Source organism: Bifidobacterium sp. VU/mBH4 (B4), from assembly GCF_058199535.1.
The window spans coordinates 659,654-680,771 of sequence record NZ_JBVPQJ010000001.1 but is presented as its reverse complement, the minus strand read 5'-3'; the positions used below and the strand labels follow the sequence as shown (position 1 = coordinate 680,771).

Here is a 21,118-nt window from a genome sequence, read left to right as displayed (position 1 = left end):
GCACGAGTCGCCGGGTCAAGACGCTCCAGCTCCAGCTGAGCCAGCTCATCGGGAGTCATCGGGCACCACCTTCACCGGGTCACGCAGCTCCTCGCGCATATCCCACACCTCATCAGGCGTGTAAAACTTGCCATTGCCGATCTTCCGGCCATGCCCGCGTGCTATCTTGTCGAACTGGCCGTCAGGGATGCCGCCCAGCATTCGCTTGATGTCGTCGGGGTTGTAGAACAAGTGGCCCTGCCGGATGGACGAGCTGATAAACTCGGCCTTGAGAGGATCCTTATCCCTGCTCATGCGGCCCTCCTCAGATCCTTGCTTTGGACGGCGTCGAGCCGGTCCTGGCTGACATGCCTGGCGATCAGGCTCAATCCCTTGGCGGTCACCCTCACCTGCGGGGCGAACGCGAACGTAGAGCCGTCCTTGAGCCGGCCGGTGCTTTCATAGGCGCGCATCATCAGATGGCCCGCATTCACCCGCATCTGGGATGCGACCCAGTGCCCGTCACGCCAGTACACCCAGCCGTAAGAGGACAGCCAGTCAGCCAGATCCCTGACGCGCATAGTGCAGCCGGCACCGCTGAGCATCTTCGCCGCCTCGGCAACCGAATAGGAGCCGGAAGCGTCAGCCAGCAGGTCCAAAGCCTTGGCCTTGGGCTGCAATTCGCCCACCTGCTTCTCGGCCACGGCCCTGGCCGCACGCTCATCCTTAAGAGCGGTAGCCAGACGGATCAGATAATCCGGATCCGACAGGGTGCGGGCAACCACATCCTCAGACATGTACGCGCCATGCCGACGGACAGAAGGCAGCACATCATGAGTGACCCAGCGTTGAAACTCCCTGGCCTGTGGCTTGTCCGATCGGAGCACGATCTTGTACAGACCAGACTCGTTAACTATGTTCACTGGCTCGTTGCTGCGTGACCCTAACCCAGCCTTAGGGTCAAACTTGGTCACCTCGTCAGAGTCCAAACGCTGCGCCACCCTACTTGGGTTGGTGAGCTCAAGCGCATCACACACATCCTTGAGCACCCACCAGGTCTGCCCCGTCTCAAACGTGAGCGTCCTTACTTGATGGCCCTTAAAATCAAAGGGCTGTATAATGTCAGTTGACATTGCAATACCTCAATTCTTTGTCATCGCCGCAGTTGCAGCTGCGGCATTTTCTTCTGATGAAGGGGTCGATTCATGCACTCGCATTTCCGCCGATATTTCAGCAAGGAAGCGAGGATAGATAGGCTCAGGAAGAAGGCTGATCACCTCCAGGAGGAATGGTATGAGAAACACGACGTCCTGACAGTCAGAGAAGGGAACATCACCGAATCCGAGGCTTTCCGTAAGCCGCGCAGATTTCCAGACGTCACATCCTTTGTGCGTTTCGTCCGCGAACTCCAGGAATTCGAAACAGGATACCCCAAACGGGTAATCATCGACATCGGACAAAAGCAGGACGTCACCAAAGCCAATCCTGACCTTGAACAGCTTCCCCATCTGATTCGCAACCTCAATAGAGCCGACCGCAGTCGTGTGGAAATAACCGTGAAACCTAGCGCAACAGAGGAATCGCCACACATTGCGTGGCCGGAAACAGGCTACTTCTTCAACAACAGCAACGGATCTGTCCCTGCGTCCCGCATTAACTACCATCCGATTCCGAACGGGCCCAACTCCATGCTCATAGATCTCATCACCAATGAGACGGTCGAACTCACCCCGGACGAAATCAAAGCCCATTATCCGGTCATACCGATAGAAAGTGACGAAAAGCCCGTACACGAAGAGTCCTTCAGGGACAAAACGGCCAGTTGGCTCAAGACGCAACTCTTCCCGACAGTCGCCACAAGAGTATTGACAAGCGGCCTGCTTGGAGCGGTCGTCCTTTTGGCATATGAGATATTCCATGTAAAGCTCAACCTCTAGGCATCCTCGTCGAAGCACAATTCCATGATGATGGCCACCAGCAGCCAGATGAGCATCATCGGACCGTCCACCCATTCCGGATGCCATAGCCAAAAACCCAAGGCAACCAGCCACACAGCCTGATGCCCCAAAGCATCCAACAGCCTCGCCATAGCAATCCTCCACATCACGCCGCCAGCTTCTGATCTTGAGGCTTATCGGATAGCAGCAGGATCGGATCGCAACTGATGACCTCTGCAATACGGAAGACTTCCTCAACCGTGAACGGCGTATAAGCGCGTAGTTTTGAATTGAGAGTGCTACTTGGCATCCCGGTCTTTTCCGACAAGGCGACCTTCTTGATTCCAGACGCCTTGATTGCTGCATCGACCCTGCTCGCAATTCTTTGATTGATATCACTGTACTTCATATGACTAACAGTAATGGTCTATAACGAATCAGTCAACGCAAATTGTGATGGATTTGGCTAATGCCATTCGTCAAAACTGGTGTATAGTACTTGTATGACCAATATCATTCAAAAAAGGGCGATGCTGTTCAGCAAATATGTTGGTGCCGAGCTGAAGGGGGCCATAGCCTCACACGGATACAGCCAAGGCAAGGTGGCGGATGCCCTGGGCCATGCAAGATCCGCAATGTCGAACTGGCTGAATGCGAAGCCTCCGATAGACGTAGCAGTTGCCAATAAGATCTGCGACTACATCGGTATGGACATCACCGTGGTCATCCGCAGGGCCGAGCAACGTATGACGGAAGACCTCGGCCCCTATCCTCCTCTGGCTGTGGATCCCTCCCAGCTTCCCGAGGATGAGAAGGTCGCCTACGTGCTGGACAAGGTCAAGGCCGGCGACCAGACACTGGCGGCTATGAACGATCCCAACAAGGAGAAGGAGGCAGAAGGCGGCGATGGCAGATAAGAGCCCAAGGCTCCTGGACGGCCTGACGTCGACGATGACGTACGGGCAGATGCGCCACTACGCCGACACCCTGAACGTCACCATCGGCAGCGCGCTCCTGCCGGCAGGCATGACCGGCTTCTACGATGAAGCCACCAGGACCATTCTCATCGACAGGCAGCTTATCTACTGCCAGAAACGCTGCACCCTCGTCCACGAGCTCATCCACTGGCAGCACGCCGACTCCACCAGGAACGGCATATTCGGAGCACGTCTAGAACGTAGGGCACGACGCGAAACCGCTTTGAAACTCGTCAACCCATTCGAATACCAGACAGCCGAAGCCATGTACGAAGGCGACCCCTACCAGATCGCCTGCGAACTCGACGTCACCCTCCAAATCATCCAGGACTACCAGCGCATACTCGATTCAAGCCACATGCACTGCAAAGCACGGAGCTAATCCCCACAAGCAAGATCTCCGTACAGAACAACTGGTAGCCTGCTGATAGTCACAGAAGACGAAAGGAATCACATGGTCAAGAAATTGACCTCGCTGCTCCTGGCGGTATGCGCATTAGTCTCGCTCGCTGCATGCGGAGGACAGAGCTCCGATGCAGTACAGCGGCTCAACGCCGAATGCAGCAAAGCATCCGATGCCATCCAGTACAACAAAAAAGAGAACAGCATACTGTACATATCTGAATTGGAGCCGAGCTCAAGCCCGGAGCCTTTGCCTGGCCTTTCATGCATCACAAAAACCGTCGGCGTTACCGCTGACGAGCTGAATAACCAGGTGCAAGACAACGGCAGCGGGTATTTGGAAAAAAATGGATACAGCATAGGCATATCTTCTACCGGGCAAAATGTCATGCTTACCATAGAAGACCAAGAGAAGTGACGGTAATGAAGTTCGGTATGCGCACGCCCAGTCCCAGCCGCTCGCTCAAGGCCAGGACCACGGGCAAGTGGAAGCGGCAGGCGAAGAAGGCCCTCATCCCCGGATACGGGAGGAAGGGCATGGGGTGGATACGGAACCCCAGGAAAGCCGCCTACAACAAGATCTACCGGAAGACCACGTTCAGCCTCTGGGACCTGTTCAAGTAAAGAAGATGATCGGCCCTGCTTCGGCGGGGCTTTTCTTTTGCAGGTACTTTTATCCAACAAATATCCAACAAAATCGTGTTTTGGGGAAACTCCGCAAGCAATGGAAAAGCCCCGCAGCCTTTGCGGCTGTAGGGCTTTCGTGTGGTGCGCCAGACAGGATTCGAACCTGCAACCTGCTGATCCGTAGTCAGCTGCTCTAATCCGTTGGGCTACTGGCGCATGTCGTCTTGACGAGGAACTCGTTTTGACAACTCATTTATACTACCGCAATTGTGGATTCTGTCCAGTCTGGTGTGTCGCACGGGAAGCGGGAAACCACGGGCTTCAGTCCGACTGGGACCAAGACAGCCAGAGCAGATATTCCACGTTGCCATGGGCTCCGGTTATGGGCGATGGCATAGTGGCACGTACAGCGAATCCCTGCTCGCGTGCACAGGCCAGGACACGCTCCAGGGCCTCTTGCCTGCGGTCCTCATCGGTCACTATGCCATGGTGGCCCAGCAGACTACGTCCGACCTCGAACTGGGGCTTGACCAGCAACAAGCAGTTGGCATCAGGCGCCAGCAACCCTGGCAGTACGGGAATGACATAGGTCAACGAGATGAAGGACACATCCGAGACAACATATTCCGGACGATAAGGCAGGTCGCCCGGCTGGACTTTGCGTATGTTGACACCGCTCATGTCAATTACCCTAGGGTCAGCGGCAATCCGTTCAAGCAACTGCCCGTGGCCCACATCGAGGGCGATAACTCTCTTGGCACCGTGTCTGAGCAGAACATCAGTGAAACCGCCCGTAGAAGCCCCGATATCGAGGCAGAGCCTGTCCTGCGGATCGGACATCCCTTGCGCCGCAAAAGTCGTCAGAGCACCCTCCAGCTTCAGCGCTCCCCGAGAAGCATAGTCATCGCCCGGGTCCAGAAGAATCACATCGCCTGGCTGGACGATCTGAGCAGGCCTTGATACCAGGTGATCGTTAACCATAACCCGGCCCTGACGAATCAGCGCCTGGGCTCTGGCACGCGAATCCGTCAGCCCCTGTGCAGGCAGGATACGGTCAAGCCGGTCGCGGGTGTAGGCCACAGTCCTTCGACGACCGTCCCCAGCGCTGACGACTGTGTCCTCATCGTTCACTTGCCCTCCCGGTTCAGGTCCTGCTGGAGCCCGGTCAGCACCTTGCCGAGCAGCTCAACCTGTTGGGCATCATCCAGATCATCCAATTCCGCTAATTCAGGGAAGCGCGCCAAAAGAGGGGCCATGGCTTGCTTGTCCATGGGCTCCTCAGGAGCTGACGCAGTCGTACCCTCATCGTCTGTCTGTGAGGACCGTCCAGAAGGCTCAGACTCTACAGACTGCTCATTCTGGCCGGACTGCTCAGGTAGCCCGTAGTGATTGGATTCCTGGGATGGTCCACTCGCTCCCAGCTGTCCGGGCTTGACCTCTTCCGACATGGCCGCTATGCCCCTACGACGAAGGCGGGCAGATTCAGCGCGTCCATGTCTCCACCACGATCCTGGTACTCCCAGAGCGCACAGGCGCAGGCTCGCACAGCATCCAGATCGGACAGGGGATCGCCGCTACCCTCAAGAGCACGCAAAGTGACATGCCCGTCGTCACCCACCTTTGCGGTTTGGCCTCCGCAGTGCCAGGTCTGGTCGGCCTCCTTACTGGGCTGAGGTTGCGGCGCAGTGAGGCCACGCAGGTCTTCAGCCAGATAGGTTGGCCGCCATTTGGCCGGTGCAGTCAGAATGGCGGGTGTTCGGGCCACACCCGTCAGGACGAGCATGGAGTCGTACCCGCCCCGGTTGGCTGCCTCGATGTCGGTGTCCAGACGATCGCCCACGGGCAGGCATCGGCCGATGTCCAAGATCTTCTGGTCGCCGGCCAAGAGCTGCCGAGCCTCATCGTACATGGCCGATTCCGGCTTCCCGGCTGAGTCCTCCGGTCGCTTGCCAGTAGCCAGAATCACCGCTTGGAGCATGGCCCCATTCCCGGGTGCCATGCCACCTTCGCGGGGCAAGGTCTGATCCTTGTTGGTAGTGAAGTAGCGTGCACCGCCTTCGATGGCAAAGGAGGCCTGGGCCAGGTCCTGCCAGCTCAGCTCGGGATACCAGGCCTGAATGACGGCCTCTGGCTGATCTGCAGCCTTGTCTACCGGCACCATTCCGTTGATGCGGATCTGATCACGTAGATGATCGGATCCGATGACCAGCACCCTAGCGCCCTCCTGCAAATGTCGGCGCAGCATTCGTGCGGCGACTACGGCCGAGGTGATGACCTGGCCATCGTCCAGGGTCAGCCCGAACCCGCGCAGCTGATCGGCCACCACATGGGGGAACCGGGATGCGTTGTTAGTGGTGTAGGCCATGCGCATGCCGAGCGTCTGAGCACGGTCGATGCCCTCAGCCGCATGCTCGACAGGATCAGCGCCCCGATAGACCACCCCGTCCAAATCCAGCAGGGCCAAATGGTAGATCTTTGCCGGAGCGTCTTCAGTACCTTTGAGGAAAACAGTCACTATTCGGTCCTAGTTTCATCAGACGTATCGGGCTCATTGACCTGCTCATCTTTGGCCTGTTCATCTTGATGATCCGCAGTATCGGTCTCGGATCCTGCGTCCTGGACAGACACATCACCGTCGTCAGCAGCCGGTTCATCGGCAACAGCTGTGCCGGTTTCGTCACCAGTCTGGTCGATTTGAGAACCATCGCTCGAAGTTTGCACATCAAGGTTAGAAGGATCTACACCGGGTTGCTCCACAGCATCTGACGATTCCTGTATTTCAGATTCCGGCATTTCGGATGAACCAGCTGAATCAGATGAGTCAGCCGAGTCAGCCGAGTCACCAGTGTCAGTTGAGTCCGGTGAATCGTTCGAAGCTGTTGATTCAGGAGATTCCTCAACCTCGCTGTCATCGGCACCCTGATCGGATGCATCGGTGACATCAGACTCGGCGGCCTCAGTCTCAGTCTCAGCTTCAGCCTCATCCGAGTCATCCTCGCCGCCATCCGGGTCGATGGAGAGATCCTCCATCATGGCCGAATCCAGGTGCTCCAGGTCGTAGTCGATCAGGATCTCCTCGGACTGTCCGTCCTTCTGGCCATCCTCGTCCTCATCCTCGTCGGCATACTCCGCTTCCAGCCGATCCAGCAGGGGTTCCAGCTCCATGGCCTCCTGGCTGCGACCAGCCTGTTCGAGGAAGTTCTGCTCGGCCTGCACGGCACGCATCCGGTAGTCGCCGCTGAGCCCACGGGCCTTGGCCAAGGCCTGAACGGTCTCGATGGCCTTGTCCCACAAGCCCAGATCGCCCAAGGCTCCGGCATAGACCAGGAACATCTCCGCCTTGGACTCGCCCTTGAGCTGGCTGCCCTCCTCAGAGGTGGCCTCCTCAATGGCCTTGCGGGGATTGCCCAGACCACGCTCGCAGTCGGCGATGAAGGGCAGGTAATCGGAATAGCCGTTCATGCGGTGTGCAGTGCGGAACTCCTTCAAGGCAAGCTTGTAGTCGCCTTGACGGTAGGCCACCAGAGCCAGCGTCTCACGAGCGAGATCGATCCGCGAGGCCTGCCGGGCAGCCCACTTGGCATGAGCCAGAGCCCCCTGGGGATCGGTCTCCTCCAGCGCGTAGGCGGCCAGGATGTGCAGACCAATGTTCTCAGCATGCTCCTTGCTCAGTCCGCGCAGGCGCAGGCGATCATCCTTGGAGAGCATGGACCACTCCAGGCCCTTGGGCATCTTGGGCTCTCCAGGCCGACGATCCGTGTAGGGGTTCTGCGATGGGTAGGAAATGGTCCCGTCTGAGTTGCGGCGACCGCGGTCATAGCCATTCTGGCGGTCACGCTGATAAGTCCCGCGGCGGTCGTCATGGCGACGGTCATCGCGGCCACGCTGGCCCTGGTAGCGGTCGCTATGGTAGCGGTCGCCCCGATAGCCGCCTTGACGATGGTCATCACGGGAACGGTCGCCGTAGGAGCGGTTGCCGTAGGGACGGTCCCCATGTGAACGGTCGTGGCGTGGACGGTCATCCCGGGAACGATTGTTCCATGGACGATCCCCGCCGGACCGCTCATCCTGCCGACGATCAAACCTCCGGTCGTCGCCTCGACGGCGGTCCCCGTGGAAGCCCTGTCCACGATCACGGTCACGGTCATGCCGCTGGTAGCCGCGCTCGGAACGACGATCGCCATACCCCGACCGACCGCGGTCGTTGTCATGATCATGATGCCCGTATCCGCCGTGCCCATTGGCATGGAAGTCGCGACGTGGACGGTCGCCATCCCGCCGACGGCCGTGGCGATCCTGGTCGGAATCCCTGCGGAAGCCGCCGTGGCCATCCTGACGATCATGCCTGTATCCGCGATGGTCCCGGTCGAATCGATCGTTCCTGCGCCCGCGGAAGGGCCGCTGGCCATTCCTGTTCTCGGAACGACGCTCCTCGCCGCCCTCACTGTCATGGTTGTGGAAGTTGCCGGAACGGTGCCCTCCCGAACGGTAGCCTCCGGAGCGGTATCCGCCCGAGTGCGAACCGCCCTTGTGGAAGCCCGAAGAGCGACGGCCGCCCGACCGGAAGCCTTCTGGGCGCGAACCGCCCCGGCCCCGTCCGCGATCGCCCCGGGAATGATTGTGTTCTTCTGCCATCAGTGTCCTTAATTCCTGCGTTCCTACTTGCCGGCCCGACGCTCAAGCGCGCCCAGGGCCTTCTTTCCTCTGCGAACCAGGGCAAAGCGCCCATGCAGAAAGTCCTTGTTCTCCAATACTTGATCCGGATTCTCGACCCGATGGTTATTCAGGTAGAAGCCGCCCGAGGCCACAGTCTTGCGCGCCTCGGAGACCGAACGGAAGAGCCCGGCCGCAACACCGGCCTCCACCAGACGCTGACCCTCGCTGGCTGCAGGCAGAGCTCGCCCGCCTTGACCATCATCGACCTTGAGGCCGTCCAGTGCGGAATCCAGCACATCCTCGTCCAGCTCCTCCAGGGTCTTGCCGCGGCCGAAGAGGGCGCCCGAGGCATCGATGGCTCCCTGGGCGGCATGCTCGCCGTGCACATAGGAGGTCACTTGCCAGGCCAGAACCTTCTGGGCCTCGCGAGCACCCGGATCCTGAGCGGTCCGCTCCTCCAGACGCTCGATCTCGGCCTTGGGCAGGAAGGTAAAGGTCTTCAGCAGCTTGACCACCTGGTCGTCAGGCTGGTTGAACCAGAACTGGTAGAAGCGGTAGGGGCTGAACATGTTGGGATCCAGCCAGACCGCATTGCCCTCCGACTTGCCGAACTTCTTGCCCTGAGAGTCGGTGATCAACGGGCTGGTCATGACGTTGACGGAGGCATTGCGCACCTTGCGGATCAGGTCCAGACCGCTGGTCAGGTTCCCCCACTGGTCGCTGCCGCCCAACTGTAGACTGCATCCGTAGCGGTCGAAGAGCTCCAGGAAGTCGTTGCCCTGGAGCACCTGGTAGCTGAACTCGGTAAAGGAGATGCCCTCGTCGGAGTCCAGGCGGCGGGCCACTGTGTCCTTGGCCAGCATGGTGCCCATGCGGAAGTTCTTGCCCACATCGCGCAGGAAGTCGATGGTGCTCATGGACCCGGTCCACTCATAATTATTGACGAACCGGACGGGATTCTCACCTTTGGTATCCAGGAAGCGCCCGATCTGGCCACGCAGGCGCTCGGTCCACTCGGCCACGGTTTGCTTGGGATTCAGCGTGCGCTCCCCCGACTGCCGAGGGTCGCCGATCAGACCGGTGGCCCCGCCCACAACGGCGATGGGATGCAGACCGGCCGCCTGCAGATGGCGCATATTGAGCAGCTGGACCAGATTGCCCACGTGCAGTGAGGGGGCCGTGGGGTCGAATCCGCAATAATAGGTCACCGAGGGGTCGGCCAGCACCTTCCTGAGCTCGGACTCGTCCGTGCACTGGGCAATGAGACCGCGCCACTTGAGTTCGTCGAAAAGCGAGTCGAAACCCGCCTGCCTGAAATCGGTGACCTGCGACATGAGAGGCTACTCCCTATCGAATATTTGGATGAATGTATGCTAAACCCTACTATTCTTGCAACAGATACCGACACGACAGAGCCCCGGAACGCCGCAGACAAGGCCTCACCAAGCCGGAATTCCCGAGGACTGGAGATGGATTGATGATGTATTGCGGATCAGTCACTGCTGATTGGCGATTGACCGCTGACTGCTTTTGCCAGTACGGGGCGACTACCGTATCGAATTCAGGAATGCGCCGACACGGACAACTTATGGATGAAGTCTTGGGGAATGTGATCGACCACGCAGGCGGCCATGCGCCGGTACCCCTCAACTCCCGGATGAAAGTGGTCAATGCCCCAAAAGTCGGGTCGATCGGTGCCGACATCGTCGCGGGTGGCATCCACGAAGGGCACCGAGGCATCTTGACAGACCTGACGACTGGTCTGAGTCTGGCGGGCTATCCGACGCTCCACCTCGGCCCTGAGTGCCCGGCCCAGGGCAGGATCCCGATAAAGTTGACCGGAGCTCAGGACCAGCACCTGGCGGCCCTTGTTTTTGGCCAGCTCGATGCTGGCAGCCAGGTCATCCCGCCACTGCTCATCGGTGCGATTGGCCATGATGTCGTTGGATCCTGCGCATAGGACCAGCAGATCAGGATGGTCCTGCAGGGCGGGCAGGAACCGGTAGCGCACCCTGCGAATGGTGGCCCCCAGCCGCCCCTGGGTCGACCAGGATACCGGACGCCCCAGCCGGGTAGCCAGGCAAGCGGCTATATCGGGGACGAAGCCCTGGCTCTGCTCCTTCACCCCGCAGCCGACCGCCATGGAGTCGCCCACCACCAGCATGGTCAGCGGCTCCATGTCGCGGCCTTGATCCGGAGGCGAGCACAGCCCTTGACGGGAACCGGGCGGCTCCTTGGCCAGTGTGATGTGCTGCTTGGCCCACCAAGCCTGGACCAGTGCCACCGGATTCATGATCGCCGCCGCCTTTCGCCGTTTACTCTTCCTCTTGAAGAATTGCCGTTGGGCATTCTAACGCGGCCACCGGTCCGGCGGAGACCAGAAACTTCACCTGGGAGGACGGTAGGCAGGCCCGTCAGACTGTGAGTCGGCGAAAGCCTTCAGCTCCTCCAGCGCGTGTGCAGCCTGGTCCATCTGCTCCTTGACCCTCTCCGGTGCGGTGCCACCTTGGCCCTGGCGAGCGCGTACTGCTCCTCCGGCGGTCAGCACAGAGCGGACCTTAGGAGCTTGATCGGCAGGCACCCAGTCAGCGAAGACCCTGACGAAGTCGTCATCATCCAGGTCGGCCAGCTCGCAACCACGGCCCTCGGCCAGCTTGACGCAGGCCCCGGAGAGTTCGTGGGCATGCCGGAAGGGCACCCCCTGCCTGACCAGCCACTCGGCCAGGTCGGTGGCCAGGGCGAAGCCTGTGGGAGCCTGCTCCTCCAGGCGATTCTTGTTGAAGGTCAAGGTGGCGACCATGCCGGCAAAGGCGGGCAGCAGGACCTCCAGGGTGTCCACCTGGTCGAAGACCGCCTCCTTGTCCTCCTGCAGATCGCGCGCATAGGCCGTTGGCAGCCCCTTGAGAGTAGTCAGCAGACCAGCCAGGTCCCCGACCAGCCGACCGGCCTTGCCGCGAGCCAGCTCAGCCACGTCCGGATTCTTCTTCTGAGGCATGATGGAGGACCCGGTCGAATAGCCGTCGTCCAGGCGGACGAAGGCAAACTCCTGGGTGTTCCAGATGATGATCTCCTCAGCCAGCCTGGACAGGTCCACACCGATCATGGCGGCGACGAAGGCGAACTCGGCTACCACATCCCTGGCGGCTGTTCCATCGATGGAGTTGGCGCTGACCCGGCTAAAGCCCAGATCCTGGGCCACTGGCAGGGGGTCAAGACCCAAAGTGGTGCCAGCGAGCGCGCCAGAACCGTATGGGCTGGCATCGGCACGCTGATCCCAGTCCCTCAGCCGTTCCAGGTCACGGATCAGGGGCCAGACATGGGCCATGAGCTGGTGGGCCAGCAGGACAGGCTGGGCGTGCTGCATGTGGGTGCGGCCAGGCATGACCGTGGTCCCCGCAGCCCGGGCCTGATCCATCAGAGCCTGAGCCGTGCGCAGCAGGTCCTTGGCCAACACCCGGACGTGACGACGCAACCAAATACGAATCAGGGTGGCGATCTGATCGTTGCGCGAGCGTCCGGCCCGCAGCTTGCCGCCCAGCTGGTCCCCCGCTATGTCGATCAGGCCGCGCTCCAGGGCCGTGGCCTCGTCCTCATCGCCAGGTTCAGGGGCGAAGGCGCCGGAATCCACCTGATCCTGAAGCTCATCCAGGGCCTGCTCCATGCGTGCCAGCTCATCATCGTCCAGCAATGCAGCACGGTTGAGGGCCCGAGCGTGGGCCCGGGAACCGGCCAGGTCGTCATCGGCCAACCGCCAGTCGAACTGGGTGGACCGGCTGAGCTCGACCAGGGCCGGCGAGGGACCTCCGCTGAAGCGCCCGCCCCAGAGGGCCATGGGCTTGTCGCCGGTGCTCACTGCTCTTGTCCGTCCTGCGCGATGCCGTTGCCGAAGCGCATATCGCGAGCGGCGGCCACCTTGTCGGCCAGGCCGTAGATGGCGATGAACCCGTTGGAGGCGTTCTGGTCGAAGCTGTCGCCGGACTCGTAAGTGGCCAGGCTGTAGTCGTAGAGGGAGCTGTCGGAGTGCCGACCGGTGACCACGGCCCGCCCCCCGTGCATGACCATGCGGATGCGGCCGGAGACATAGCGCTGGGTCTCCTCGATGAAGGCATTCAGAGAGCGGACGGCCGGCGAGTACCACTGGGCGTCGTAGACCAGCTCGCCCCAGCGCTTGTCGATGTCGCGCTTGATCCGGTGCTGTTCACGCTCCAGGCAGCAATTCTCCAACTCCTGGTGGGCGGTGATCAGGGCCACGGCCCCAGGTGCCTCATAGAGCTCACGGGACTTGATGCCCACCAGCCGGTCCTCGATCAGATCCACGCGTCCGATCCCCTGGGCTCCGGCCCGGCGGTTCATCTCCTCGATGGCCTCCAGGGGGGTGACAGCCCTGCCGTCGATGCGCACAGGGATGCCCTGCTCGAAGTCGATGGTCACCTCATCCTCGACCGGCGGGAAAGCCGGGTCGTCGGTGTAGGAATAGACGTCCTTGGTGGGCCCGTTCCAGGGATCCTCCAGGTAGCCGGTCTCGATGGCCCGCCCCCAGACGTTCTGATCGATGGAATAAGGGCTCTCCTCGGTCTGCTCGATGGGCAGGTGGTGCTCCTTGGCGTAGGCGATCTCCACATCCCTCATCAATCCCAGGTCGCGAATGGGGCTGATGGCCTTCAGCGAGGGGTCGATGGACATGATGGAGACCTCGAAACGGACCTGATCGTTGCCTTTGCCGGTGCAGCCGTGGGCTATGGTGTCGGCACCGTACTGGTGGGCCGCCTGGACCAGATGCTTGGTGATCAGCGGCCTGGAGATGGCCGATACCAGCGGGTAGACGCCCTCGTACATGGCATTGGCCTTGAGCGCCAGCATGCAGTAATCCCTGGCGAACTCGTCCCGGGCATCCACCACGACGGACTCGACGGCCCCGCAATCCAGGGCCCGCTGGCGGATGGTCTGCAGACGCTCCCCGCCCTGGCCCACATCCAGGGAGACGGCCACCACATCCTTGCCGGTGCGCTCCTTGAGGTAGGGAATGGACACTGAGGTGTCCAGGCCACCTGAGTAGGCCAGCACGATGCGATTGTTTTCGGTCATGGCGATCCTCTTTCCTTGTAATTTCACACTTGTCGATTTCCAGTTCGCGCCTTCCGCCATCATCGGGCCCTGGCATCCTCCTGGCCGGAGACGATGGTCATGAGCCAGTCGGCCCGCGATGAAGCCGATTCATCGTCGGCTGCGATGATCAGAATCGTGTCGTCTCCGGCTATGGTGCCCAGAATCCCCTTGATGGGCTGGCGGTCCAGGGCGGAAGCCGCATACTGGGCGGCGCCGGCCGGGGTTCTGACCACCAGCAGGTTGCGGGCCCGGGCCACCGAGGTGATCAGCCCGGTCAGAATCTTGGCCAGGTAGGCATCGGTCTTGTTCTCCCCCTCGACCTCAGGCCCCTCGGCGGCAGCGGCCTCCATGGCCTGCTGGTCGGTGGTGGCGGGAATCCAGTAGGCCATGCTGCCGTCTGCGTACCGCAGCTTGGTGGCGTGCAGGTCGTCCAGGTCCCGGCTCAGGGTGGCTTGGGTCACTTCGATTCCCTGCTCAGCCAGCAGGGCCGACAGCTGCTGCTGGGAGTTGACCCGATGTCGGTTCAGGGCCTGGCGGATGGCATCCAGCCGAGCCACCTTGGTCGTCGGACGCATCAGCACACCCCCTGCAGGAGGGATTCGTCACCATTGGATCGGGCCACCAGCCAGGTCATCAGGGCCTTCTGGGCGTGCAACCGGTTTTCAGCCTCGTCCCAGACCACGGACTGGGGGCCATCGATGACCTCGGCCGTCACCTCCCGGCCCCTGTAGGCGGGCAGGCAGTGCTGGAAGAGGGCATCCGGGCGGGCATGGGCCATAAGTGCGGCGTTGACCTGATAGGGCAGGAAGGGATGGGAGCGGATTTCGTACTGGTCCTCCTCGCCCATGGAGACCCAGGTGTCGGTGAAGACGCAGTCGGCGTCCTCGACAGCCTGGACCGGATCCGTGGTGACCAGAATGGATCCTCCGTTTTCCGCGGCCAGGGTCCGCGCCTGTTCCACCAGGCTTGGATCGGGCAGGAAGCCGTTGGGTCCTGCAATACGCACATTCATGCCGGCCACTGCCCCGCCCAGCAGATAGGAGTTGGCCATGTTGTTGGCTGCGTCGCCTAGGTAGGCGATGGTCATGCCGGCCAAGGCATCGACCCCGCCCCGGTGCTGGGCCAGGGTCAGGAAGTCGGCCAGAACCTGGCAGGGATGGAAGGAGTCGGTCAGCGCGTTGATGACGGGCACGGTGGCATGGGCAGCCATGGTCTCCACCCGATCCTGGCCGAAGGTGCGCCAGACGATGGTGGATGTCATCCTTGTCAGCACGTTGGCGGTGTCCGCCACGGGCTCGCCACGGCCAAGCTGTGAGCCAGAGCTGTCGATGACCATGGGATAGCCGCCCAGCTGGGCCACGCCTACGCAGAAGCTGGTTCTGGTGCGCGTGCTGGGCTTGTCGAAGATGATGGCCACGGCCTGAGGCCCCTGATAGGGCTGGGACAAATAGGGATTGGTCCTGAAGGCCATGCCCAGCCGAAGCACCTCCAGCTGCTCCTCGTGGTTGAGGTCGTCGTCACGCAGCATGTGCCGCAAACCCTTGTTCATCTCTGCCTCCCTATCGCTATGATGATGCACGTCATTGAGGGCTGATCTCACTGATCATCCTGCCGCAAGCCCTCGTCCGCCAGACTGGCGGGAGCCTTAGCCAGGATATCCACGGCCAGGTCGATCTGGTCGGCCTGGACGATCAGGGGCGGGGCCAGACGCAGGGCATCAGGGGCCACTGCGTTGACGATCAGCCCATGGTCCAGGGCCCAGGAGGCCAGATCCCCGGCACAGGGAGCGCTCAGCTGGACCGCATCCAGCAACCCCCGGCCTCTGACCTGGCCATAGAGGGGATTGCCGCAGTCGGCGAGGCCAGCGCGCAGCCTCTCCCCCATTTGCCGCGCCTGTTCCAGCAGGCCCTCCCGCTGTATGGTCTCCAGGGTGGTCAGCGCCAGGGCCGATCCCAGGGGATTGCCACCGAAGGTGGACCCGTGCATGCCCGGGGTCAGCAGGCCCGATGGCTCAGGGCCGAAGGTGATCATCCCGCCCATGGGAAAGCCGCCTGCCACCCCTTTGGCGAAGGTGAGCACGTCTGGGCTGGCTCCTCCGGACAGGCTCTGGTCCTGGAAGGCGAACCAGTGTCCGGTCCTGCCCATGCCGGTCTGCACCTCGTCCAAAATCATCAGGGCTCCGTGCCGGCTGCAAAGCTCACGCACCTGCCGAACGTAGTCAGGATCCAGCGGCAGCACCCCGGCCTCCCCCTGGATGAGCTCCAGAATGACGGCGGCCACCGGCTCCCCTGAGGTCTCCCCCTGTGCGAAGGCCTCCTCCATAGCCTCACCGTCTCCTGCAGGCAGGAAACCCATACCCGGAACCAAGGGCTGGAAGGGCTCACGGATGGCCGGCTTCCAAGTCAGGCTCAAGGAGCCCATGCTGCGGCCGTGGAAACTATGGGTCAGCGCCAGGATCCTGCCGGGGTGACCGCCCATGCGAGCGCCGTGCAGCCGGGCCAGCTTGATGGCCGCCTCATTGGCCTCGGTTCCGGAGTTGGCGAAGAAGACGCGGGATCCCTCCGGAGCCTGAGCCAGGTCCAGCAGTCGTTCGGCCAGCTCGATCTGAGGCTGGGAGGCGAAGAAGTTGCTGATGTGGGCCATCTTCCCGGCCTGCTCAGCCAGGGCCTTGTTCCAGGCCGGATGGGCGTACCCCAGGGCGTTGACCGCGATCCCGGCCATCATGTCCAGATAGCGGTTGCCGTCCAGGTCCCAGATCCAGGCGCCTTGGCCATGGTCCATGACCCTGCCCGGCCGTCCGAAGACCTGCATGTGGACGCGGTCATAGCGGTCTGCCCATCGACTGCTCTGCGGCCCCTGAGGAGTCCTCATGGGCTCAGCAGTTTCGGCAGTGGGTGCATCAGCCTTCATCATGGCTCCTCCTCATGATCATGTCCCGGCCCGGCACGACCACCGTGCCAATGCCGTTGCGGGTGAATATCTCGTTGAGCATGGAATGCGGCCGCCGCCCGTCGATGACGTGGGCCTCGCCCACTCCGGATCGCACGGCCTGCAGGCAGGCCTCCATCTTGGGGCGCATCCCCTCATGCATGTCCTCCAACATGTCCTCAAGCTGGTCCACGCCGATGCTGGAGACCAGGGAATCGGCCTGGGGCCAGTTGGCATACAGTCCCTCCACGTCGGTGAGAATGACCAGTTTCCGGGCCCCCAGAGCTACCGCCAGAGCCGATGCGGCCGCGTCGGCATTCACGTTGAGCACCTGGGTGGGATCCTGCTCGTCAGGAGCCACGGAGGAGACCACGGGGATACGCCCGGCATCGATCAGATCTTCGACGGCTGAGGCATCCACGCCCACGACCTCGCCCACCAGTCCCAGGTCGACTGGTTGACCATCCGCCGTGCCAGTTCGGCGGGCCGCACTGAACAGGCCGGCATCCTCCCCTGACAGGCCGACAGCCATGGGACCGTGGGCATTGATGGCACCGACCAGATCCCTGCCCACCTGTCCGGTCAGCACCATGCGGACCACCTTCATGGTTTCGGGGGTGGTCACCCGTAGCCCGCCGCGGAAGACCGAGGGGATGCCCAGAGCCTGGAGCATGCGGGATATCTGCGGGCCACCACCGTGCACCACCACCGGATGCATGCCCACCTGCCTCAGGAAGACCATGTCCTGGGCGAAGCACTGACGGAGGTGGTCGTCCACCATGGCATGGCCACCGTATTTGACTACGATCCTCTGACCGGCGAACTCCTCCAGCCAAGGCAGGGCCTCGATGAGCACCTGGGCCTTGCGGGCATCGTCCAGGGCCTTTTCAGCTTCGGCATCCTGCTCGTCATCCGCCATCCTCTTCCCCTTCCTTATGACCATCTTCCGTTTGCTGCGGCTCTTGGCACCGTGTCCGATCAGGCTTCCTGTCAGGTGTGGTAGTCGGCATTGATGGTCACGTATTCGTGGGTCAGATCATCGGTCCATACCGTGGCCTGGCTGTCGCCCTGACCAAGGTCGATGTCGATATGGACTTCGGGAACGTGCAGGTCGACCAGCTCCGGGTCCTGCCCGGGACGGCCTCCCCGGCAGACCTTGATGCCGTTGAAGCTCACATCCACATGGGCCGGATCATAGGCCGCCGTCGCAGCCGGGACGGTGCCCAGGGAGGACACCACTCGGCCCCAGTTGGGGTCCTCGCCGGCCACCGCGCACTTGAGCAGCGTAGAGCCGGAGACCGCCCGTGCGCAGGCAAGGGCTGCATCCTCATTGTCAGCACCGTCCACCCGGATGCGGATCCGATGCCTGCTGCCCTCACCGTCAGCCACGATCCGATGGGCCAGATCCGCGCAGGCCTGACCCAGTTTCTCCTGGAACTGGTCGGGGTCAGGCCGCACGCCAGAGGCCCCGGAGGCCATCAGCAGGACGGTGTCGTTGGTGGACATGCACCCATCCACGTCGATCCGGTTGAAGCTGAGCCGGCAAGCCTCGGACAGGGCTTGGCGAGCCTGTGCCGGTTCCAGAATGGCGTCAGTGGTGATGACACAGATCATGGTGGCCAACTGCGGAGCGATCATCCCGGAACCCTTGACCATGCCGCCCAGCCGCCAGCCAGAGCCGTCCACAGCCACGGTCTTGGTGCAGGTGTCGGTGGTCAATATGGCCTTGGCGGCCTCTTCGCCAGCCTCCTGACTGGCCGACAGCCCCTGGGCAGCCTGGTCGATGCCTGTCAAGATGGAGTCCAGATGCAGCAGATGGCCGATGATCCCGGTTGAGCAGACGGCAATCTGCTCGGTGGACAGGCCCAATTGCTCTCCTGTCCGCTCGGCCATGGCCCTGGCCTGGTCCAGGCCCTCGGGACCCGTGCAGGCGTTGGCATTGCCGGAGTTGATGACCACGGCTCCAGCATGGCCTTCTTCCAAGATTCGGCTGGTCCAGACGACCGGAGCAGCCCGGAAACGATTGGGGGTGAAGACCCCCACAGCCGTGTCCATGGGTCCGCTGTTGACGACCAAGGCCAGGTTGCGGCGCTGTGATCCTCCCGGACGATGGGCGATGGCGGTGCCGGTCCGGAAGCCTGCGGGGTAGGTGATGCTCATGGTGCCACTCCTATGGTTGTCAATCCGGTCTCCTCGGGCAGGCCCAGAGCCAGATTCACGGCCTGGAGGGCCTGGCCTGCGGTGCCCCGGGTCAGGTTGTCGATGGCGGCGAAAGCATAGAGGCGGTCGGCGCGCTGGTCCACAGCTACCTGGACCTGGGCCCGGTTGGAGCCATACACATCGGCCGTGGAGGGAAGCCTGCCCTCGGGGAGCAGATCGACAAACTGCTCCTGGGCATAGATCTTTCCCCAGACGGCACGAATATCAGCCATCTCCATGCTCCGTCCACGCGCGCTCAGCTTGGCTGAGACCACAGCCAGAATCCCCCTTGACATGGGAACCAGTATGGGGGTCAGCCCCAAGCGGATGGATTGTTTCCCAAGACCCCCGAGGTTGGGGTCCGCAGCTGCGGCCTTGCGCAGGTTCTGCACAATCTCAGGGATATGCCGATGGGTGCCTCCGACCGAGTAGGGATGGGCCGAATTAATGGCCTGGGCTGCCAGCAGATCCATTCTGCCGCCCGAGCGCCCAGCGCCCGAGTAGCCGACAGCAAGGTCGGCCACCAGATCATCAGTCTGGACCAGTCCGGCGGACAGGGCAGGCTGGAAGGCCAGAGTGACTGCCGTGACATTGCAGCCGGGACCAGCGATCCGCCGGGTCTGCCCAAGCAGTTGACGCTGGCGACCGCCACCCGGATTGAGCAGCTCAGGCATCCCGTAGGTCCACGGGCTTGAGAAAGGTCCGCCGTAATAGTCTTGCCAGTCCTCCGGATCCTCCAGCCGGTGATCAGCGCCCAGGTCGACCATCAGCGATTGCGGATCCAGCTGCTCGGCCAGGGAACCCGAAGCTCCGTGAGGCAGGGCCAAGACCACCAGATCATGACCGGCCAAAATCTCCGGATCGGTGTCCTGAATCTGCATCGAAGCCAGCGATTCAGGAAGATTAGGCGAGAATTCTCCCAGCAGTCGCCCCGCCGAGCCATGACCGGTGACCGTGCATACCTGAAAGGCTGGATGGGCCGCCAATAGACGGATCATCTCCGAGCCGGCATACCCCGAAGCTCCCGCCACAGCCACCGTGTATTGCCGCATGAGTGCTCCCTTCATCGGGCACCATCATACATACTCATGCAGTAAAACGCATATTTATGCAATTCGGCGTGTCGCTATGTGTCTGTTTAGCTGCGCATCACTTTCATTTATCCGAAGGGGTCATAACCGGAGTCTCGGTTGCGGATGTATTCCATTTGCACGATGACCTTGTCATCAGCCTCGGGCCCACATGCGTCCTCCGCAAAGGCCAGGTCATTGGATGTCGCACGAGGATTATCAGGCACGTCGGCGGCGGCCAAGAGAGCTGAGCCTGTGCAGACCGTCATTACCTGCGGCGAACTGGCGGCCAGACCTGCCAGCTGCCCAGTCCATTGGTCGTTTCCAATCAGGGTTCGCGTACCAGAACCGCCGGGTATCAGCAAAACTCCCCTAGGACCGATATCTTCGGGTCCTACAGCTTCGACCCAGACACCGCCCTCATCGACTTTCACGCCAGGCCCGTCAAGAGAGAAAAGCAGCACCCGGGCGCCATCAGCATTGATGAATACCTCAAAGGTGCCAAAGACATCCAAGGGTTCAAACCTGTCGAATACGACAATTACGACAATATTGATATCTATTGATATCCAAGCCGGTCTGATCGACCCCCATCGTAGATTTCAGGCGCTGACGCCACCTGAGCCGGAGCCGCCGCCACCCGTCGAGGGCGACGGCATCATCTGCTGGTAGAAGTCGTTCAGAGAGACCCCGTTGACCAGCAGCCAGATCCAGGCCAGCGTGAAGAGCAGGTTGATGATCAGGGCAGCCATGGCCAATCCATAGCCCTTCATATGCAATTTGCGGGTCCGATACATGGAAACGCCACCCAGCAAGGCGGGAATCACAGGCATGGGCAAAAAGAGGGCCATGAGGAAGGCGATGATGGCGCAGGGATCCCAGTGGCCGTAAACCGGATTTTGGGAGGGGTCGTTCAGATCGGGCATGCCCTGGGGAGGCCAGACCGGAGCGCCGGGACGGGCCTGAGGGTTCCCAGGATTCCCAGGATTTCCGCCGCGACCGGGACCCGGCTGCCCCGCCATGGGCATAGGCCGGTTGGCGGGGTTGCCTTGGGACGAATCCGATTCCTTGGCCTTGGGTTCGGGGTCTGGGCGACCGTATATGTACGGATTCCATCCTGGATAACGATCGGCGCGTGCGCCGTACAAGGGCTGGTCGCCCCCATCATGATCCTGGCGGTCAGGTTCACCGGCTGTGCCCTGTTCTTGAGAATCCGTCATGTCCCTCGGTCCCCTCG

At 61.7% G+C, this 21,118-nt stretch carries 25 protein-coding genes and 1 tRNA gene; 5 read left to right on the top strand and 21 right to left on the bottom strand.

Annotated elements, in window-relative coordinates; translation table 11 throughout:
* Positions 1-45: 45 nt before the first annotated feature.
* Together AC0AII_RS02955 and AC0AII_RS02950 are read right to left on the bottom strand one after the other, a co-directional pair.
* Positions 46-294: a hypothetical protein gene (locus AC0AII_RS02955; protein WP_490446029.1), complete on the bottom strand. Its 249-nt coding sequence runs from the start codon at positions 292-294 to the stop codon at positions 46-48.
* Complete coding sequence (locus AC0AII_RS02950; protein WP_490446028.1) at positions 291-1,112, bottom strand: BRO family protein; 822 nt, start codon at positions 1,110-1,112, stop codon at positions 291-293. The genes AC0AII_RS02955 and AC0AII_RS02950 overlap by 4 nt, the downstream gene beginning before the upstream one ends.
* Positions 1,113-1,184: 72 nt before the next feature.
* On the opposite strand from AC0AII_RS02950, the gene AC0AII_RS02945 reads away from it, so the two are divergent.
* Positions 1,185-1,916, top strand: coding sequence for a hypothetical protein (locus tag AC0AII_RS02945; RefSeq protein WP_490446027.1), 732 nt, complete (start codon positions 1,185-1,187; stop codon positions 1,914-1,916).
* Here AC0AII_RS02945 and AC0AII_RS02940 read toward each other — a convergent pair.
* A complete protein-coding gene (locus AC0AII_RS02940; protein ID WP_490446026.1) occupies positions 1,913-2,068 on the bottom strand; it encodes a hypothetical protein in 156 nt (51 codons plus the stop codon). The genes AC0AII_RS02945 and AC0AII_RS02940 overlap by 4 nt on opposite strands.
* 14 nt (positions 2,069-2,082) lie before the next feature.
* Complete coding sequence (locus AC0AII_RS02935) at positions 2,083-2,325, bottom strand: helix-turn-helix domain-containing protein (protein ID WP_490446025.1); 243 nt, start codon at positions 2,323-2,325, stop codon at positions 2,083-2,085.
* Positions 2,326-2,419: 94 nt separating this feature from the next.
* Between AC0AII_RS02935 and AC0AII_RS02930 the strand changes: the two genes are divergently transcribed.
* From AC0AII_RS02930 to AC0AII_RS02915, 4 genes are all read left to right on the top strand, one after another.
* A complete protein-coding gene (locus tag AC0AII_RS02930) occupies positions 2,420-2,833 on the top strand; it encodes a helix-turn-helix domain-containing protein (RefSeq protein ID WP_490446024.1) in 414 nt (137 codons plus the stop codon).
* Positions 2,823-3,275 carry an ImmA/IrrE family metallo-endopeptidase gene (locus AC0AII_RS02925; RefSeq protein WP_490446023.1) on the top strand — a complete coding sequence of 151 codons (453 nt, stop codon included), beginning with the start codon at positions 2,823-2,825 and terminating at the stop codon, positions 3,273-3,275. Before AC0AII_RS02930 ends, AC0AII_RS02925 begins: the two co-directional genes overlap by 11 nt.
* 72 nt (positions 3,276-3,347) lie before the next feature.
* Positions 3,348-3,713 (top strand): hypothetical protein, encoded by a 366-nt coding sequence (locus tag AC0AII_RS02920; protein WP_490446022.1) that lies wholly within the window; start codon positions 3,348-3,350, stop codon positions 3,711-3,713.
* 5 nt (positions 3,714-3,718) lie between these two features.
* Positions 3,719-3,919, top strand: a complete 201-nt coding sequence (locus AC0AII_RS02915; RefSeq protein ID WP_490446098.1) for a hypothetical protein — start codon at positions 3,719-3,721, stop codon at positions 3,917-3,919.
* Positions 3,920-4,061: 142 nt separating this feature from the next.
* Here the strand turns inward: AC0AII_RS02915 and AC0AII_RS02910 are convergent.
* The 17 genes from AC0AII_RS02910 to AC0AII_RS02830 form a co-directional block, all read right to left on the bottom strand.
* A tRNA-Arg gene (locus AC0AII_RS02910) sits at positions 4,062-4,138 on the bottom strand.
* 105 nt (positions 4,139-4,243) lie between these two features.
* A complete protein-coding gene (locus AC0AII_RS02905; protein WP_490446097.1) occupies positions 4,244-5,002 on the bottom strand; it encodes a TlyA family RNA methyltransferase in 759 nt (252 codons plus the stop codon).
* A 47-nt stretch (positions 5,003-5,049) separates the two neighbouring features.
* Positions 5,050-5,370, bottom strand: coding sequence for a hypothetical protein (locus AC0AII_RS02900; RefSeq protein WP_490446021.1), 321 nt, complete (start codon positions 5,368-5,370; stop codon positions 5,050-5,052).
* A 5-nt stretch (positions 5,371-5,375) separates the two neighbouring features.
* Complete coding sequence (locus AC0AII_RS02895) at positions 5,376-6,437, bottom strand: HAD-IIA family hydrolase (protein WP_490446020.1); 1,062 nt, start codon at positions 6,435-6,437, stop codon at positions 5,376-5,378.
* Entirely contained in the window at positions 6,437-8,557 is a 2,121-nt protein-coding gene (locus AC0AII_RS02890) for a tetratricopeptide repeat protein (RefSeq protein ID WP_490446019.1), read from the bottom strand. Before AC0AII_RS02890 ends, AC0AII_RS02895 begins: the two co-directional genes overlap by 1 nt.
* Before the next feature lie 23 nt (positions 8,558-8,580).
* Positions 8,581-9,912: a tyrosine--tRNA ligase gene (gene tyrS, locus AC0AII_RS02885; RefSeq protein WP_490446018.1), complete on the bottom strand. Its 1,332-nt coding sequence runs from the start codon at positions 9,910-9,912 to the stop codon at positions 8,581-8,583.
* Between the two features lie 227 nt (positions 9,913-10,139).
* The gene (locus tag AC0AII_RS02880) at positions 10,140-10,871 is read right to left on the bottom strand and encodes an SGNH/GDSL hydrolase family protein (protein ID WP_490446017.1); all 732 of its coding nucleotides are present in this window, start codon (positions 10,869-10,871) and stop codon (positions 10,140-10,142) included.
* A gap of 93 nt (positions 10,872-10,964) precedes the next feature.
* Complete coding sequence (argH, locus tag AC0AII_RS02875) at positions 10,965-12,410, bottom strand: argininosuccinate lyase (protein ID WP_490446096.1); 1,446 nt, start codon at positions 12,408-12,410, stop codon at positions 10,965-10,967.
* A gap of 17 nt (positions 12,411-12,427) precedes the next feature.
* Positions 12,428-13,663: an argininosuccinate synthase gene (locus AC0AII_RS02870; protein WP_121912662.1), complete on the bottom strand. Its 1,236-nt coding sequence runs from the start codon at positions 13,661-13,663 to the stop codon at positions 12,428-12,430.
* Positions 13,664-13,722: 59 nt separating this feature from the next.
* Complete coding sequence (locus AC0AII_RS02865) at positions 13,723-14,259, bottom strand: arginine repressor (RefSeq protein ID WP_101432549.1); 537 nt, start codon at positions 14,257-14,259, stop codon at positions 13,723-13,725.
* Positions 14,259-15,233 (bottom strand): ornithine carbamoyltransferase, encoded by a 975-nt coding sequence (argF, locus tag AC0AII_RS02860; RefSeq protein ID WP_490446016.1) that lies wholly within the window; start codon positions 15,231-15,233, stop codon positions 14,259-14,261. The genes AC0AII_RS02865 and argF overlap by 1 nt, the downstream gene beginning before the upstream one ends.
* Before the next feature lie 47 nt (positions 15,234-15,280).
* Positions 15,281-16,555, bottom strand: coding sequence for an acetylornithine transaminase (locus tag AC0AII_RS02855; RefSeq protein ID WP_490446095.1), 1,275 nt, complete (start codon positions 16,553-16,555; stop codon positions 15,281-15,283).
* 28 nt (positions 16,556-16,583) lie between these two features.
* A complete protein-coding gene (gene argB, locus AC0AII_RS02850) occupies positions 16,584-17,531 on the bottom strand; it encodes an acetylglutamate kinase (RefSeq protein WP_490446015.1) in 948 nt (315 codons plus the stop codon).
* Between the two features lie 71 nt (positions 17,532-17,602).
* On the bottom strand, positions 17,603-18,772 hold the full coding sequence (gene argJ, locus AC0AII_RS02845; RefSeq protein ID WP_490446014.1) for a bifunctional glutamate N-acetyltransferase/amino-acid acetyltransferase ArgJ: 1,170 nt from the start codon (positions 18,770-18,772) through the stop codon (positions 17,603-17,605).
* On the bottom strand, positions 18,769-19,863 hold the full coding sequence (gene argC / locus AC0AII_RS02840; protein WP_490446013.1) for an N-acetyl-gamma-glutamyl-phosphate reductase: 1,095 nt from the start codon (positions 19,861-19,863) through the stop codon (positions 18,769-18,771). The genes argJ and argC overlap by 4 nt, the downstream gene beginning before the upstream one ends.
* Positions 19,864-19,970: 107 nt before the next feature.
* Positions 19,971-20,423, bottom strand: coding sequence for a DJ-1/PfpI family protein (locus AC0AII_RS02835; protein WP_490446094.1), 453 nt, complete (start codon positions 20,421-20,423; stop codon positions 19,971-19,973).
* A gap of 60 nt (positions 20,424-20,483) precedes the next feature.
* A complete protein-coding gene (locus AC0AII_RS02830; protein ID WP_490446012.1) occupies positions 20,484-21,101 on the bottom strand; it encodes a DUF4190 domain-containing protein in 618 nt (205 codons plus the stop codon).
* Between the last annotated feature and the right edge of the window lie 17 nt (positions 21,102-21,118).